Origin of the sequence: Streptomyces sp. URMC 127, assembly GCF_051386535.1 — a bacterium.
GTDB lineage: Bacteria > Actinomycetota > Actinomycetes > Streptomycetales > Streptomycetaceae > Streptomyces.
This window is the reverse complement of record NZ_JBPQTW010000183.1, coordinates 1-14,524: the sequence shown is the minus strand read 5'-3', so window position 1 is coordinate 14,524 and position 14,524 is coordinate 1. Positions and strand designations below refer to the sequence as shown.

The 14,524-nt window shown below is 72.7% G+C and carries 14 protein-coding genes and 1 pseudogene; 3 read left to right on the top strand and 12 right to left on the bottom strand.

Going from position 1 to position 14,524, the window contains the following annotated elements:
- From ACSNOH_RS27235 to rimP, 8 genes are all read right to left on the bottom strand, one after another.
- The coding region (locus ACSNOH_RS27235) for a trypsin-like peptidase domain-containing protein (protein ID WP_436724072.1) at positions 1-653 on the bottom strand (653 nt) is incomplete at its 3' end.
- A gap of 705 nt (positions 654-1,358) precedes the next feature.
- Positions 1,359-2,261, bottom strand: a complete 903-nt coding sequence (gene truB, locus ACSNOH_RS27230) for a tRNA pseudouridine(55) synthase TruB (protein ID WP_436724071.1) — start codon at positions 2,259-2,261, stop codon at positions 1,359-1,361.
- Complete coding sequence (gene rbfA / locus ACSNOH_RS27225) at positions 2,258-2,713, bottom strand: 30S ribosome-binding factor RbfA (protein ID WP_436724070.1); 456 nt, start codon at positions 2,711-2,713, stop codon at positions 2,258-2,260. The genes truB and rbfA overlap by 4 nt, the downstream gene beginning before the upstream one ends.
- Before the next feature lie 51 nt (positions 2,714-2,764).
- Positions 2,765-3,061, bottom strand: coding sequence for a DUF503 domain-containing protein (locus tag ACSNOH_RS27220; protein ID WP_106679766.1), 297 nt, complete (start codon positions 3,059-3,061; stop codon positions 2,765-2,767).
- 148 nt (positions 3,062-3,209) lie between these two features.
- Positions 3,210-6,236 (bottom strand): translation initiation factor IF-2, encoded by a 3,027-nt coding sequence (gene infB / locus ACSNOH_RS27215; RefSeq protein WP_436724069.1) that lies wholly within the window; start codon positions 6,234-6,236, stop codon positions 3,210-3,212.
- A gap of 183 nt (positions 6,237-6,419) precedes the next feature.
- Positions 6,420-6,713 (bottom strand): YlxR family protein, encoded by a 294-nt coding sequence (locus ACSNOH_RS27210; protein ID WP_436724068.1) that lies wholly within the window; start codon positions 6,711-6,713, stop codon positions 6,420-6,422.
- Positions 6,714-6,831: 118 nt separating this feature from the next.
- Positions 6,832-7,833, bottom strand: coding sequence for a transcription termination factor NusA (gene nusA / locus ACSNOH_RS27205; protein ID WP_120759658.1), 1,002 nt, complete (start codon positions 7,831-7,833; stop codon positions 6,832-6,834).
- A 2-nt stretch (positions 7,834-7,835) separates the two neighbouring features.
- Positions 7,836-8,381, bottom strand: coding sequence for a ribosome maturation factor RimP (rimP, locus tag ACSNOH_RS27200; RefSeq protein WP_436724067.1), 546 nt, complete (start codon positions 8,379-8,381; stop codon positions 7,836-7,838).
- 619 nt (positions 8,382-9,000) lie between these two features.
- Between rimP and ACSNOH_RS27195 the strand changes: the two genes are divergently transcribed.
- Genes ACSNOH_RS27195 through ACSNOH_RS27185 form a run of 3 tightly spaced genes read left to right on the top strand, consistent with a single transcriptional unit; the run spans position 9,001 to position 10,624 of the window.
- Entirely contained in the window at positions 9,001-9,171 is a 171-nt protein-coding gene (locus ACSNOH_RS27195; RefSeq protein WP_436724066.1) for a hypothetical protein, read from the top strand.
- Positions 9,168-9,665, top strand: coding sequence for a ferritin-like domain-containing protein (locus ACSNOH_RS27190; protein WP_436724065.1), 498 nt, complete (start codon positions 9,168-9,170; stop codon positions 9,663-9,665). Before ACSNOH_RS27195 ends, ACSNOH_RS27190 begins: the two co-directional genes overlap by 4 nt.
- A 29-nt stretch (positions 9,666-9,694) precedes the next feature.
- Positions 9,695-10,624, top strand: coding sequence for an aminoglycoside phosphotransferase family protein (locus ACSNOH_RS27185; RefSeq protein WP_436724064.1), 930 nt, complete (start codon positions 9,695-9,697; stop codon positions 10,622-10,624).
- A 217-nt stretch (positions 10,625-10,841) separates the two neighbouring features.
- On the opposite strand, the gene ACSNOH_RS27180 is transcribed toward ACSNOH_RS27185, so the two are convergent.
- The 4 genes and pseudogenes from ACSNOH_RS27180 to ACSNOH_RS27165 all read right to left on the bottom strand — a co-directional run.
- A complete protein-coding gene (locus ACSNOH_RS27180) occupies positions 10,842-12,539 on the bottom strand; it encodes a proline--tRNA ligase (protein ID WP_436724063.1) in 1,698 nt (565 codons plus the stop codon).
- A gap of 178 nt (positions 12,540-12,717) precedes the next feature.
- On the bottom strand, positions 12,718-13,272 hold the full coding sequence (locus ACSNOH_RS27175) for a GNAT family N-acetyltransferase (protein ID WP_436724062.1): 555 nt from the start codon (positions 13,270-13,272) through the stop codon (positions 12,718-12,720).
- Positions 13,273-13,316: 44 nt separating this feature from the next.
- Entirely contained in the window at positions 13,317-14,162 is an 846-nt protein-coding gene (locus ACSNOH_RS27170) for a GNAT family N-acetyltransferase (RefSeq protein WP_436724061.1), read from the bottom strand.
- A gap of 212 nt (positions 14,163-14,374) precedes the next feature.
- Positions 14,375-14,524, bottom strand: a pseudogene (locus ACSNOH_RS27165) (flavodoxin-dependent (E)-4-hydroxy-3-methylbut-2-enyl-diphosphate synthase); the annotation flags it as partial.

Sequence of the window (14,524 nt, the reverse complement as noted above, 5' to 3'; positions counted from 1 at the left end):
GCTCCCGCGAGGTTGAGGTCGGGGCCGAAGGCGGGGACCGTGGCCGCGTTCTGCTCCAGGAGGACCGCCAGGGGGCCGTCCGGTGAGGCCGCCGCGGCCGCACGGAGCGGGATCGCGAAACCTCCGGACCGGCGTTCCGCATGGAGCGCGGTACCGAGGACGGCGACGACTGTGCCCGTACGGGCATCCAGGACGGGCCCGCCCGTGGCCTCCTCCCCGAGCCTGAGACCGTCGCGCTCCCCCAGGGAGAGCTCCACGGCGGCGTCCAGCAGATGGAAGCGGTCCGTGGCCGTATAGGTGACGAGCGCCTCTCCGATGACCTGGGCGCGCTGCCAGTGGCCCGCCCGCAGCCGGACGCTCGCTCCGTCCTCGATACGCTCCGCGGCCGCGACGGGCAGCGGGGGCACGCCGAGGCCCTCCGTACGCACGAGTGCCAGGTCGCAGCCCGGGAGGGACGTCACCGCGTCGGCGCCCACCAGGCAGGTGCGGTCGCCCGGGGCCAGCAGCACGAGGCGCGCGAGGCCGTCGACCGCCTCATGGCTGGTGATCATCGTGCCGCGGTCGTCGACGACGAAGCCCGTACCGCGCGGCCTCCCGGCGAGGTCTCTGATGCGTACCAGGAACTCGTCCGCATCGGTCCGCCGACCGCTCATCCGCCGAACCTCCCCGCCGTGCACTTACCCCCGACGGTAGGCAGGGGATGATCGGCAGGACCAGATCACAGCGGGAACGCGCCCCCTTCCACTCCCTCTGTTCACTCCGAGCGCCTGCCCATTGGGGTGATTTGTGGGTGCGGTGCGGATAGACAGCTGTGAGGAGGGGGATCGTGGGGCGGGAGCGCTGTTCGGCAGTCTCCCGCCCCACGGTAGTGGGGCCTATGAGGCGGCCGCTCCGCGTGAGCTGGCATTCGCATGCCCGGCCCCATGCCGGGCTGCCCGTGCCGGGCCCGTGCCCCTGGGCGCCGCCCGGCACCGGCGCATGAGGCGGCCGATCGCACGGCATGAGGCCGCTGCCCCTGGCGCATGAGGCGCTCGCATGACGCCGCCGCCCCCCAGCGCATGAGGCCGCCGCCCCCAGCGCATGAAGCGCTCGCATGAGGCGGCCGCCCCGGCGCATGAAGCCATGCGCATGAGGCGGCGCCCCCGCCGCCTGAGGCCGCCGCATGAGGCCGCGGCCACCCGCCCCCGAGCACCCCCGGAAGGCACCGGAGCGCATGTGGCGGCGAGGGCCGCAGCCCCCGGCCCATGAGGCGGGGCCGAAGGCGCCCTGCCCCATACGGCAAAGCCCAAAGCGCCCTGCCCCATGCGGCGCGGCCGGAAGCACCACGCCCCATGCGGCAGAGCCGCCGGCGCCCCGCGTCAGCCGAAGGCCGCCAGGCTCTTCGCCCGGCCGCCCTGGTTCTCCAGCAGGAGCAGGAAGCGCCCGTCCGGACCGAAGGCCGCGATCGGCCCCGTCGTCTCGAAGAGCGGGACGCGTATACGAACGCCGTTCGCGAGCAGGCGCGCCTGCTCCTCCGTGACGTCCCAGCGCTGGAAGGCCGCGGCCGCCGCCTCGGCGACGGGCATGACCGTCAGCTCCTCCTGGAGCTGGTCCAGCGTGCGGGCGTCGCCCAGACCGTACGGGCCGACGCGCGTGCGCCGCAGGGCCGTCAGGTGGCCTCCCACGCCCGTGTCGGCGCCCAGGTCGCGGGCCAAGGCGCGGACGTAGGTGCCGGAGGAGCAGACGACGGAGACCAGCAGGTCCTGCACGGGGGTGCCGTCCGCGGCCTCGGCCGGGTGCACGGCGTGCACCGTGAAGGACGAGATGGTCACCGGGCGGGCCGGGATCTCGAAGTCCTCGCCCTCGCGCGCCCGCTTGTACGACCGCTTGCCGTCGATCTTGATCGCGCTGACCTTCGACGGCACCTGCATGATGGCGCCGGTGAGCTTGGCGACACCGGCGTCGATCGCCTCACGGGTGACGCCCGAGGCGTCCGCCGAGGAGGTGATCTCGCCCTCGGCGTCGTCCGTCACGGTGTTCTGCCCCAGGCGGATCGTCGCGACGTACTCCTTCTCGGTCAGCGCGAGGTGACCGAGAAGCTTGGTGGCCCGCTCGATGCCGAGGACGAGGACGCCCGTCGCCATCGGGTCGAGCGTCCCCGCGTGCCCTACGCGCCGGGTCCGCGCGATGCCGCGCATCTTCGCGACGACGTCGTGCGAGGTGAAGCCGGCCGGCTTGTCGACGATGACGAGGCCGTCCGGCGGGGTCTCCTTGTGCTTCATTCGCCGGCAGCGTCCTTGTCGTCCTCGCCCTCGCCCGGCTTGCGGTACGGGTCGGCCTCGCCCGCGTACGCCGCGCCCGAGGACGCCTCGCGCACCTTGGCATCGGAGGCGCGGGCCCGGTCGAGGAGGTCCTCGATGGTGCGGGCGTTCTCCGGGAGGGCGTCCGCCACGAACGTCAGGGTCGGCGTGAACTTGATGCCGGCCGCACGGCCGACCTCCGAGCGGAGGATGCCCTTGGCGCTCTCCAGCCCGGCGGCCGCGCTGGCGCGGTCCTCGTCGTCCCCGTAGACCGTGTAGAAGACCGTAGCCTCCCGCAGGTCGCCGGTGACCCGGGTGTCCGTGATGGTCACATGCGAGCCGAGCCGCGGGTCCTTGATTCCGCGCTGCAGCTTCTGGGCGATCACCTCGCGGATGAGGTCCGCCAGCCTTTTCGCACGCGCGTTGTCGGCCACTGGTCCGTCTCCTTCTTCTTGTCCATTGTGCTTGTGGCGCCGGTGACGCGCTCAGTCGTCGTGGTCGCCGTGGAACCGCCGCCTGACCGAGAGCAGCTCCACTTCGGGACGTGCGGCGACCCAGCGCTCGCAGCGGTCCAGTAGGTCGGTGAGGTGCCCCGCGTCCCCGGAGACCGCCGCCACGCCGATCGTCGCCCGGCGGTAGAGGTCCTGGTCGCCGACCTCCGCCACGCTCACCGCGTACTTGCGGTGCAGCTCGGCGATGATCGGGCGGACGACGGAGCGCTTCTCCTTCAGCGACCGTACGTCGCCGAGGAGGAGGTCGAAGGACAGAGTCCCTGCATACATGCGTGACGGGTGAGGCCCACCCGGGAGGCGTGAGATGTACCTGCCGGTACGTGTGTCGGTGTACGAGCTCTTCGAACCGTACACGCAACGGCCGGGGCCGATCGACGGAATATGCTCCGCCGACCGGCCCCAGTCGCACTTACACGGTTCAGCCGCGCGGCTTCTCCCGCATCTCGTACGTCGCGATGACGTCGTCGACCTTGATGTCGTTGAAGTTTCCGAGGTTGATACCGCCCTCGAAGCCCTCGCGGATCTCGGTGACGTCGTCCTTGAAGCGACGCAGACCGACGATGGTGAGGTCCTCGGCGACGACCTTGCCGTCGCGGATGAGGCGCGCCTTGGTGTTGCGCTTGACCTCGCCGGAGCGGATGAGGACACCCGCGATGTTGCCCAGCTTGGACGAGCGGAAGATCTCGCGGATCTCCGCCGTACCCAGCTCGACCTCTTCGTACTCCGGCTTCAGCATGCCCTTGAGGGCCGCCTCGATCTCCTCGATCGCCTGGTAGATGACCGAGTAGTACCGGACGTCGACGCCCTCGCGCTCGGCCATCTGCGTGGCACGGCCCTCGGCGCGGACGTTGAAGCCGATGACGATCGCGTCGGAGCCGGACGCCAGGTTGATGTCGGACTCGGTGACCGCACCCACGCCGCGGTGCAGCACGCGGATGTCGACCTCCTCGCCCACATCGAGCTGGAGCAGCGAGGACTCGAGAGCCTCGACCGAACCGGACGCGTCGCCCTTGATGATGAGGTTGAGCTGCTGGATCTCGCCGGCCTTGAGCACCTTGTCGAGGTCCTCGAGGGACACCCGGCGGGTGCGCTTGGCGAAGGCGGCGTTGCGCTCGCGCGCAGCGCGCTTCTCGGCGATCTGGCGGGCCGTGCGGTCCTCGTCGACGACGAGGAAGTTGTCGCCCGCGCCCGGGACGTTGGTCAGACCGAGGACGAGGACCGGGGTCGACGGACCCGCCTCTTCCACGTTCTGGCCCTTGTCGTCGAGCATCGCGCGGACACGGCCGTACGCGTCACCGGCGACCATCGTGTCACCGACGCGGAGGGTACCGCGCTGGACGAGCACGGTGGCCACGGCGCCGCGGCCACGGTCGAGGTGGGCCTCGATCGCGATGCCCTGCGCGTCCTGCTCCGCGTTGGCGCGCAGGTCGAGCGCGGCGTCGGCGGTGAGGACGACGGCCTCGAGCAGCTTGTCGATGTTCAGGCCCTGCTTGGCGGAGATGTCGACGAACATCGTGTCGCCGCCGTACTCCTCGGCCACCAGACCGAACTCGGTCAGCTGACCGCGGACCTTCGTCGGGTCGGCGCCCTCGACGTCGATCTTGTTGACCGCGACCACGATCGGCACGTCGGCCGCCTTGGCGTGGTTCAGGGCCTCGACCGTCTGCGGCATGACACCGTCGTTGGCCGCCACCACGAGGATCGCGATGTCGGTCGACTTCGCACCACGGGCACGCATGGCGGTGAACGCCTCGTGACCCGGGGTGTCGATGAAGGTGATCTTGCGCTCTTCGTCGTTGACCTCGGTGGAGACCTGGTAGGCACCGATGTGCTGGGTGATGCCGCCGGCCTCGCCCGCGACCACGTTGGTCTTGCGGATCGCGTCGAGGAGTCGCGTCTTACCGTGGTCGACGTGACCCATGACGGTCACGACCGGCGGACGCGCGACGAGCATCTCCTCGCCGCCCTCGTTCTCACCGAACTCGATGTCGAAGGACTCGAGCAGCTCGCGGTCCTCCTCCTCGGGGCTGACGATCTGAACGGTGTAGTTCATCTCGTCGCCGAGGAGCTGCAGCGTCTCGTCGGAGACGGACTGCGTCGCGGTGACCATCTCGCCGAGGTTCATCATGACCGCGACGAGCGACGCCGGGTTGGCGTTGATCTTCTCCGCGAAGTCCGTGAGGGACGCACCACGCGACAGGCGAATGGTCTCGCCGTTGCCGCGCGGCAGCATCACGCCGCCGACGGACGGGGCCTGCATGGCCTCGTACTCCTGGCGCCGCTGGCGCTTGGACTTGCGGCCGCGACGGGCCGGACCGCCGGGACGGCCGAAGGCGCCCTGCGTGCCGCCACGGGCACCCGGACCGCCGGGACGACCGCCGAAACCGGGACGACCGCCGCCGAAGCCGCCGCCACCGCCACCGGGACCGCCGCCACCGGGACGACCGGCGAAACCGCCGCCGCCACCCGGACGACCGCCGCCACCGGGACCGGCCGGACGGCCGGCGAAGCCCGGACGACCGGCGCCGCCGGGACGACCGGCACCGCCACCGGGACCGCGACCGCCGCCACCGGGGCCCGGACGCGGGCCGGCAGCCGGACGCTGCGGCATCATGCCCGGGTTCGGGCGGTTACCCGCCGGAGCACCGGGACGGGGGGCGCCGCCGGGGGCACCCTGCGGACGGGGCATGCCGCCCGGGGTCGGACGGGCGCCGCCCTGACCCTGCGGACGGGGAGCACCACCGGGGCCGCCCTGCGGACGCGGAGCGCCCGGGGCACCCGGAGCACCGGGGCGCGGAGCGCCGCCGGGACGGGGGGCCTGCGGACGGGCCATGCCCGTGGAGCCGCCGGAGGTGAAGGGGTTGTTGCCCGGACGGGGACCGGCCGGACGGGCACCGGGACGCGGGCCCTGACCCTGGCCACCGGGGCGCGGAGCGCGCTCGGGACGGCCGCCCTCACGCTGGCCGGCGGGGCCGGGACGGGCGCCGGGGCGCGGGCCGGGCGCGCCGGGACGCGGCGCGGAGGAACCCTGGGCCGGCGCCGGTGCGGAGAACTCCGCGGCGGGCACAGGGGTGACGGGGGCCGGCTTGGCCGGGGCGGCCGGGCCGGGCTTGGGGCCCGGACGCGGCGCCGGGGACGGCGCGGCCTGGGACGGCTTGGGGGCAGCTGCCTCCGCCGCCGGCTTGGGGGCGGCGGGACGGGGCGCACCCGGAGTGGGGGCACCCGGCTTGGGGGCCGCGGACTTGCGCGGCGCCGCCGGCTTCGCACCGGGCTTGCCGGCGCCGCCGGGACCCTGCAGTGCGTCAGTCAACTTGCGGACAACCGGCGCCTCGATCGTCGAGGACGCCGAACGGACGAATTCACCAAGTTCTTGGAGCTTGGCCATGACGACCTTGCTCTCCACTCCGAACTCCTTGGCGAGTTCGTATACCCGGACCTTAGCCACTTCGCTCCTTCTAGGTCCGGGGTGTCCACCGGACCGTCGCTACTTCATGGGCGTACTCATCGCGTACTCATCGAGTGCTCATCGCAATCTCGACCTACTTCCAACTCGCGAGGTACCTGACCGCACGGTTACCCGTGCCGTGCTTCTTACAGTGGGGCCATCCCCGCATGGTGCGGGGCCGATCTACTGCTGTTCTGTGTTGCTGTCGATCCGTTCTACGCACCGGCGCAGCTCCGTCGTGTCGAGCGGCCCCGGGGTCTTGAAGGCCCTGGGGAACGCCCGGCGGCGGACCGCCAGATCGAGACAGACCAGTGTGGGGTGCACGGAGGCACCCCGGCCGGGTAGCGTACCGCGAAGGTCGGGGACGCAGGCGCCCTCGATCACCACGATCCGCAGCAGATCGCCCTTGGCCGCTCGCTCCCGGCACCCCACACAGGTTCGCTCAGGGCATGCGCGGGCATGCGTCCGGCCAGACACTCTTCAGTCTACCTCCCCGCGCCAGTCCCACCCCTGGGGGGCAGTGATCGGGCACGTATGCGTTTCGGTCACGATGCCGGGGCCCGCACGCGTGCGGGCCCCGGTGTGGTGAACGTGATCAGGCTCGGCCGGATTCCCGGTCGGGCTGTTCGGTGTCCGGGCGGATGTCGATGCGCCACCCGGTGAGGCGCGCGGCCAGGCGGGCGTTCTGCCCCTCCTTGCCGATCGCCAGGGAGAGCTGGTAGTCGGGCACGGTCACCCGGGCGGAGCGCGCGGCGAGATCCACGATCTCGACCTTGCTCACCCGCGCGGGGGACAGAGCGTGGGCCACCAGCTCGGCGGGGTCGTCCGACCAGTCGACGATGTCGATCTTCTCGCCGTGCAGCTCCGCCATGACGTTGCGGACGCGGCCGCCCATGGGGCCGATGCAGGCGCCCTTGGCGTTGAGGCCGGAGCGCGTGGAGCGGACCGCGATCTTGGTGCGGTGGCCCGCCTCACGCGCGATGGCGGCGATCTCCACGGAGCCGTCCGCGATCTCCGGCACCTCGAGGGCGAAGAGCTTCTTGACCAGATTCGGGTGGGTGCGCGAGAGCGTGACGGACGGGCCGCGCACGCCCTTCGCCACCCGTACGACGTACGTGCGCAGGCGCGTGCCGTGCTTGTACTCCTCGCCGGGGACCTGCTCCTGCACCGGCAGGATGGCCTCCAGCTTGCCGATGTCCACCAGGACGTTCTTCGGGTCCTTGCCCTGCTGGACGATGCCGGCGACGACATCGCCCTCACGGCCCGCGAACTCACCGAAAGTGATCTCGTCCTCGGCGTCGCGCAGACGCTGGAGGATGACCTGCTTGGCGGTGGTCGCGGCGATCCGGCCGAAGCCGGACGGCGTGTCGTCGAACTCGCGGGGCTCCTCGCCCTCGGCGAGGTCCTGCGGGTCCTCCTTGGCCCACACCGTCACGTGACCGGTCGACCGGTCCAGCTCCACGCGGGCGCGGCGGCGGCTTCCCTCGGTGCGGTGGTAGGCGATGAGGAGGGCCGACTCGATCGCTTCGACCAGCAGGTCGAAGGAGATCTCCTTCTCTCGCACCAGACCCCGCAGGGCACTCATGTCGATGTCCACGGCTACGCCTCCTCTTGGCTCTCGTCGGTTTCGTCGGCGGCCCCTGCCGCCGCGCCTGCGGTCTTCTCCGCGGCCTTGCGGTTGAACTCGATCTCCACGCGCGCCTTGGCGATCTCGCCGAAGGCCAGTCGCCGCGAGGTGGGCTTGCGGCCCTTCACCCCGGGGACCTCCAGGTCCAGCCCCTCGTCGTCCACGGCCACGATGCGGGCCACGAGCTCGCCGCCCTCGGCGAGCTGCGCCTTGATCAGACGGCCCGTGGCACGCACGTAGTGACGGTGCTCGGTCAGGGGGCGGTCGGCGCCGGGAGAGGTGACTTCCAGAACGTACGGGGCGCCGCCCATGGCGTCCGTCTCGTCGAGCTTCTCGGAGACGGCACGGCTGACTTCCGCACACTCGTCCAGCTCGACGCCCGCATCGGAGTCCACCACGATGCGCAGCACACGCCGCTTGCCCGCCGTGGTCACCTCGATCTCTTCCAGATCCAGCTCCCGCGCGCTCACGAGAGGGGCCAGCAGCTCGCGCAGCCGCTCGCTCTGGGTGGTGCTCATCCGGGTGACTCCTCGGCCGCGTGTGCTGTTGTGGGAAAGTCGCGTGTCAGGTCAAAGCCTATCTGTTCCGGCAGCCGACTGACGATTCGGTGCCTCGTCCGTGGCCATCGGACGGCGCGCCGGTACGCTCACGTGCGGTGATCATGACCGGACCGGCGGAAAGAGGAACGTGGCGTTCACGACGACGACGCGGGGCCCGGCCGGCCCGCACCGACGCAGGGTACTGGCCGGGGGCGCGGCGGTTCTGCTGAGCGCGGCCGGCGGGGGGCTGCTCACCGGCTGTTCCGGCGGACCGCGGGCGTCCGCCGGGTCCTCGGACCGTGCGGCCGAGGAGGAGCTGCGGGACGCCGCGGGGCGCGCCTCGGTCGCGCTGCTGGCACGTTACGACGCCACGATCGCGGTGCACGGGGGGCTTGCGGAGCGGCTGCGGCCGCTGCGCGAGGAGGTCGCGCGTCATGCGGAGGCTTTCGGCGCGGCGCGTGGGGTGACGGGATCTGCGGATGCCGCGCCGGCCGGCTCGCCTGCGCCGTCGGGGAGCTCTTCTGCGCCGTCGGCGGGGTCTTCTGCGCCGCCTCGTGTGGACGGCTCTGCGCCGCCCCTGCCGCCTCATGCGGACGGCGTGCCGAGTGACGAGAAGGCGGCACTGGCGGCGCTGGCGGAAGCCGAGCGGCGCACGGCGGACGACCGCACCAAGGCCCTCGGCTCGGCGCCGTCCGAACTCGCCCGGCTGCTCGCCTCCGTGGCCGCCGCCGGCGCGGCCCATGCCTACCTGCTGGGGAGTGACTCATGACGCAGACCGCGAGCCCCCGCGCGCCGAAGGACCCCGCTGCGCGCAGGGCCCTGCAGGCGGCGCAGGCCGCGCTCGCGGCCGAGCATGCCGCCGTGTACGGCTACGGGGTCGTCGGCGCCCGTGTCGCGCAGGAGCGGTCGGCGGAGGCGCGTGAGGCGTACGACGCGCACCGTGCGCGGCGGGATGCGATGAGCCGCGCCGTGCGGGACTTGGGCGGCGTGCCGGAGGCCGCGGCCGCCGGGTACGCGCTGCCATTCGCCGTTACCGACGCGGACGCCGCCGTACGGCTGGCGGCGGAGCTGGAGGCGCGCGTCGCGGCCGTCTACGCCGATCTCGTGGGTGCCGCCGGCGCGGCCCTACGGGGCGAGGCCGCCGGTGCCCTGCGGGAGGCGGCAGTGCGCGCCGTGCGCTGGCGCGGCAGCGGCGTAGCCTTCCCTGGGCTCACGGACCGGAACGCTCCGGACGGGCCCGGCGGGTCACCGGACCGCACGTGACCAGCAAGGACGAAAAGGACAGCACAGGGATGAGCAACACCGACGACCGCTTCGCACCACCGGAGCGGCTGGTACGGGCCCTGGGCTCCGAACCGGCGGACGGGGCCGCCCGTCAGTGGCTCGTGTCGCTTCCGGAACGGGTGCGCGAGTTCGCGGAGCGCTGGGAGCTGACACCCGAGCGGGTGCACCAGCCCGGCGGGCGGAGCAGCGTCGTCGTTCTCGTGCGCCGGGGGGACGGTGCGGGCGCCGTGCTCAAGCTGGAGGCGCCGGGCAGCGGCACCGGCCTGGAGCACGCGGCGCTGGCGCACTGGAACGGCCTCGGGGCCGTCCGGGTGCTGCAGGCCGCGCCGGAGGCTGGTGCGCTCCTGCTGGAGCGGCTGCGGCCCGGCGTGAGCCTGCGGTCCCTTGCCGAGGCGAAGGCCGTCCTGGAGGCCACCGCGACGCTGCAGCGGCTGTGGGTGCGCCCCGCCGAGGATCATCCCTTCACGACGGTGGCCGACCACGCGGCACGCCTCGCGGGCACCCTGCGGAGGCAGGCGGAGGAGCCCTGGGCATCCGACGCGCGGGCCGTGATCGACGAGGCCCTGGAGCTGCGGGACGCTCTGACGGCCGGGTGTGACGAGCCGCCGTCCCTGCTGCACGGCGACTACCAGCAGGGCAAGGTGCTGGCGGGTGACCGGGCCCCGTGGCTGGCCGTCGGCCCCAGGCCGCTGGTGGGCGAGCGCGCCTACGACCTGGCGTCGCTGGCCCTGGACCGCGTCGACACCCTGATGGCCTCCCCCGGTGCCGCGGCGATCGCCCGCCGGCGCGTGGTGAAGCTGGGCGACGCCCTGGACGTCGACCACGACCGGCTGCGGGGCTGGGCCCTTTTCCGCGCGGCGGAGGCAGGCGTACGGGAACTCGCCGGCGGTGCGCGCCGCCGAGGCGAACTCCTGCTGGAGTTCGCGGGGATGCTCTGAGGGCGGCCTCATACGGGGCCTCATGCGCGGCCTTCTGCACGGCCTCATGCGGGGTCACGCGTAGGTGCGCCTCATGCGGCGCCCATACGGTGGGGCGGGCCGCCTCGTGCGGACGGGCGGGCCGTGCCTGCGCCGCCGCATCGGCGGCCCCGTGCGGCCCTTATCGGCCCGCCCCATGCGGTCGGGGCACGAGGCCCCGACCGTCTCCGACGTAACGTCAGCGCAGCGCGCTGAGGCGCTCGATCGCCTCGGCGACCGGCAGCTCCTCACGGGCACCGGTGCGGCGGTCCTTCAGCTCCACGAGGCCCTGAGGCGCGCCGCGGCCGACCACCAGGATGGTCGGAACGCCGATCAGCTCGGCGTCGGTGAACTTCACGCCCGGAGAGACGCCGGTGCGGTCGTCGACGAGGACCCGGACACCCGCCGAGCCCAGCTTGTCCGCGAGCTCCAGGGCGAGTTCGGTCTGCACGGCCTTGCCGGCCGCGACGACGTGGACGTCGGCGGGCGCGACCTCGCGGGGCCAGCACAGGCCGGCCTCGTCGTGCGTCTGCTCCGCGAGGGCCGCCACGGCGCGCGAGACGCCGATGCCGTACGAGCCCATGGTGACGCGGACCGGCTTGCCGTTCTGCCCGAGGACGTCGAGGGAGAACGCGTCGGCGTACTTGCGGCCCAGCTGGAAGATGTGGCCGATCTCGATCGCCCGGCCGATCTCCAGACCCGCCCCGCAGCTCGGGCAGGGGTCGCCCGGCTCGACCACGACGACGTCGAGGTACTGGTCGACCTCGAAGTCCCGTCCGCAGACCACGTTGCGCGCGTGCTTGCCGGTCTTGTTGGCGCCGGTGATCCATGCGGTGCCGGGCGCCACACGCGGGTCGGCGATGTAGCGCAGCCCGAGGCCCTGCGGGCCGACGTAGCCCCGTACGAGGTCGGGCCGGCCCTCGAAGTCCTCGGCCGCGGCCAGTTCGACGACGGCGGGCGCCAGGTGCTCCCCCAGCTTGCCGAGGTCGACTTCCCGGTCGCCGGGCACGCCGACGGCGGTGATCTCCCCGTCGACCTTGACGAGGAGGTTCTTCAGGGTCGCGGAGGCGGGGACGCCGAGGTGGGCCGCGAGCGTCTCGATGGTGGGCGTGTCCGGGGTGTCGAGCTCCTCGACGGGCCCGTGGCCGGCGGGGTCCGCGGGGGCCACGGTGACGGTCACGGCTTCGGTGTTCGCGGCGTAGTCGCACCGGGGGCAGTCCACGAAGGTGTCCTCACCCGCAGCGGCGGGCGCCAGGAACTCCTCGGACGCCGAGCCGCCCATGGCACCCGAGACGGCCGAGACGACGCGGTAGTCGAGCCCCAGGCGCTCGAAGATGCGGGTGTACGCCTCGCGGTGCAGGCGGTAGGACTCGGCGAGGCCCTCGTCGGTGGTGTCGAACGAGTAGGAGTCCTTCATCTGGAACTCGCGCCCGCGCAGCACACCGGAGCGGGGCCGCGCCTCGTCCCGGTACTTGGTCTGGATCTGGTAGAGGATCACGGGCAGGTCCTTGTAGGACGTGCACTGGTCCTTGACGGTGAGGGTGAAGATCTCTTCGTGCGTGGGGCCGAGCAGGTACTCGGCGCCCTTGCGGTCCTTGAGGCGGAAGAGCAGGTCGCCGTACTCCTCCCAGCGCCCGCTCGCCTCGTACGGCTCCTTGGGCAGCAGCGCCGGCAGCAGGACCTCCTGGCCCCCGATGGCGTCCATCTCCTCCCGCACCACGCGGGAGACGTTGTCCAGCACCTTCTTGCCGAGCGGCAGCCAGGTCCAGACACCGGCGGAGGAGCGGCGGACGTAGCCGGCGCGGACCAGCAGCTTGTGGCTGGCGGTCTCCGCGTCGGCAGGGTCGTCGCGCAGCGTCTTCAGCAGCGTCGTGGACATGCGCTGGACATGGGCCATGGTCGGTCTCCTGGCAGGGCGTAGGGAATTGCCAGGAGCCTAGCGGGAGCCGGCGGCACGGCTGAAACGAGTTCTCGGTGTTGAGAGCATCAGCCGCCTCATGCGGCGGTCGTTGGGTGCCCCAACAGAACGCCGTCGGATGCACACCGAATCGTTGGATGGCCCTATGACCGGCCTGTCAGCCCCGGTCGTCCGCGCCCTCACCCAGCAGCGGCAACGGCGCCCCCATCACCACATACGGGCTCGGAGCGCTGGGAAAGTGCACGGGGCGCGCAAGGTCCCGGTATCCGAGCTTGCGGTAGAGGGCGCGGGCGGGGGATTCGGTGTCGATGGCCGACAGGATGGACCGGGGCTCCGCGGCGCTGTCGGTGATCGTCGTGATGAGGGACCGGCCGATGCCCCGTTTCTGGAAGTCGGGGTGGACGTGCAGTTCGGTGATGACGAAGGAGTTGTCGAGCCAGCCGTCGCTTCCGGTGGCGCGCAGGTAGGGCTCGACGACCCCGGACCACCAGTGGCCGCGGTCGTTCGGCATGCCGTAGACGAAGCCGACGAGGCGCCCGCTGCCGGTGGTCGCGCCGAGGGCGCGGGAGCCGCGGGCGGCGAGGTGGCGCAGCACGATGTGGCGCCGTACGGCGATCTCTTCCTCGGTGAGCCCGAAGGCGAGCGCCTGCACGGTCAGTGCGTCGTCGACCCGGGCGGCGAGGTCGAGCGGCCCGACCACGATGTCATCCATGCGGGGAGGCTACCCGTCCGTACGCCGTGCACGGGCCGGGCGGCTCAGAACAGTACGCTCATGAACGCGCCGGTCTCCTCGAAGCCCACGCGCCGGTATGCGGCCCGTGCGGCGGTGTTGTAGTCGTTGACGTAGAGGCTGACGACCGGCGACACCTCGGCGAGGGCGTAGCGCAGGACGGCGGCCATGCCGGTAACGGACAGGCCGCGGCCCCGGTACTCCGGGGCGACCCAGACGCCCTGGATCTGGCAGGCCTGGGGCGTGGCGGCGCCGATCTCCGCCTTGAAGACGACGCGGCCGTCCTTGATGCGGGCGAAGGAGCGGCCGGAGCCCACGAGCTCGGCGACCCGGGCCTGGTAGAGGAGGCCGCCGTCGCCGGCGAGCGGGGATACGCCGACCTCCTCGGTGAACATGGCGACGCAGGCCGGCATGATCACTTCCATCTCGTCCTTGCGGATGCGGCGGACGAGGGGGTCGGGCTCGATGCCGGCGGGCATGGAGCGGGTGACCATGAGGGGCTGGTGGGCGCGGACCTCCCGCGCGGGGCCCCAGTGGGGCTCGAGCAGCGACCAGAGTGCGGCGGTGGCCTCCGCGGGGCCGACGATGGACGAGCAGCGGCGGCCCGCGCGGCGGGCGCGGTCGGCGAAGGCCCGCACGGCCTCGGGGCCCGCGCAGATGGGCACGAGGTTGGCGCCGGCGTAGCAGAGGGATTCGAGGCGCCCGTCGGCGTACCAGCCCCACATCTCGCCGCCGAGCCGCCAGGGGTCGAGGCCCGCGACCTGGACGCGGGCGGCGACGAAGGCGTTGGCGACGGGGTCGCGGCCGAGAACGGCGAGGGCGGCCTCGATGTCGCCGGGCTCCAGGACCTTGGTGGTGGTCGTCGTCAGCACGTGTGGTCTTGCCTCACCGTCACGGGGCCCGAGGCCATGGGAAACAGGTCTTGGAACTGTACCTCCAGGCCTCGCGGCGCACCCCCCTCGCGGCCCGCACGGGGCGGGAAACAGCGGTGCCCCGCCCCGTACCGGACGGGAGGCGGGGCACTGCCTCGTGCGCGGTGCATGAGGCGGCTCGTGCCGGGGCGCACGGGGCGCTGCAGCAGCTGTCAGCCGGCGACGCTGATCTCGGGCTCGCCGGACGCGACGCCGTCCTTCTGCATCTGCTCGGCGATCTTCAGCGCTTCCTCGATGAGGGTCTCCACGATCTTCGACTCCGGCACGGTCTTGATGACCTCGCCCTTCACGAAGATCTGCCC

Coding starts and splice junctions, on each gene's coding strand:
- truB (WP_436724071.1), bottom strand. CDS start 2,261: ATGAAGCACAAGGAGACCCCGCCGGACGGCCTCGTCATCGTCGACAAG.
- ACSNOH_RS27220 (WP_106679766.1), bottom strand. CDS start 3,061: ATGTATGCAGGGACTCTGTCCTTCGACCTCCTCCTCGGCGACGTACGG.
- rimP (WP_436724067.1), bottom strand. CDS start 8,381: ATGAGCACCACCCAGAGCGAGCGGCTGCGCGAGCTGCTGGCCCCTCTC.
- ACSNOH_RS27190 (WP_436724065.1), top strand. CDS start 9,168: ATGACGCAGACCGCGAGCCCCCGCGCGCCGAAGGACCCCGCTGCGCGC.
- ACSNOH_RS27185 (WP_436724064.1), top strand. CDS start 9,695: ATGAGCAACACCGACGACCGCTTCGCACCACCGGAGCGGCTGGTACGG.
- ACSNOH_RS27180 (WP_436724063.1), bottom strand. CDS start 12,539: ATGGCCCATGTCCAGCGCATGTCCACGACGCTGCTGAAGACGCTGCGC.
- ACSNOH_RS27175 (WP_436724062.1), bottom strand. CDS start 13,272: ATGGATGACATCGTGGTCGGGCCGCTCGACCTCGCCGCCCGGGTCGAC.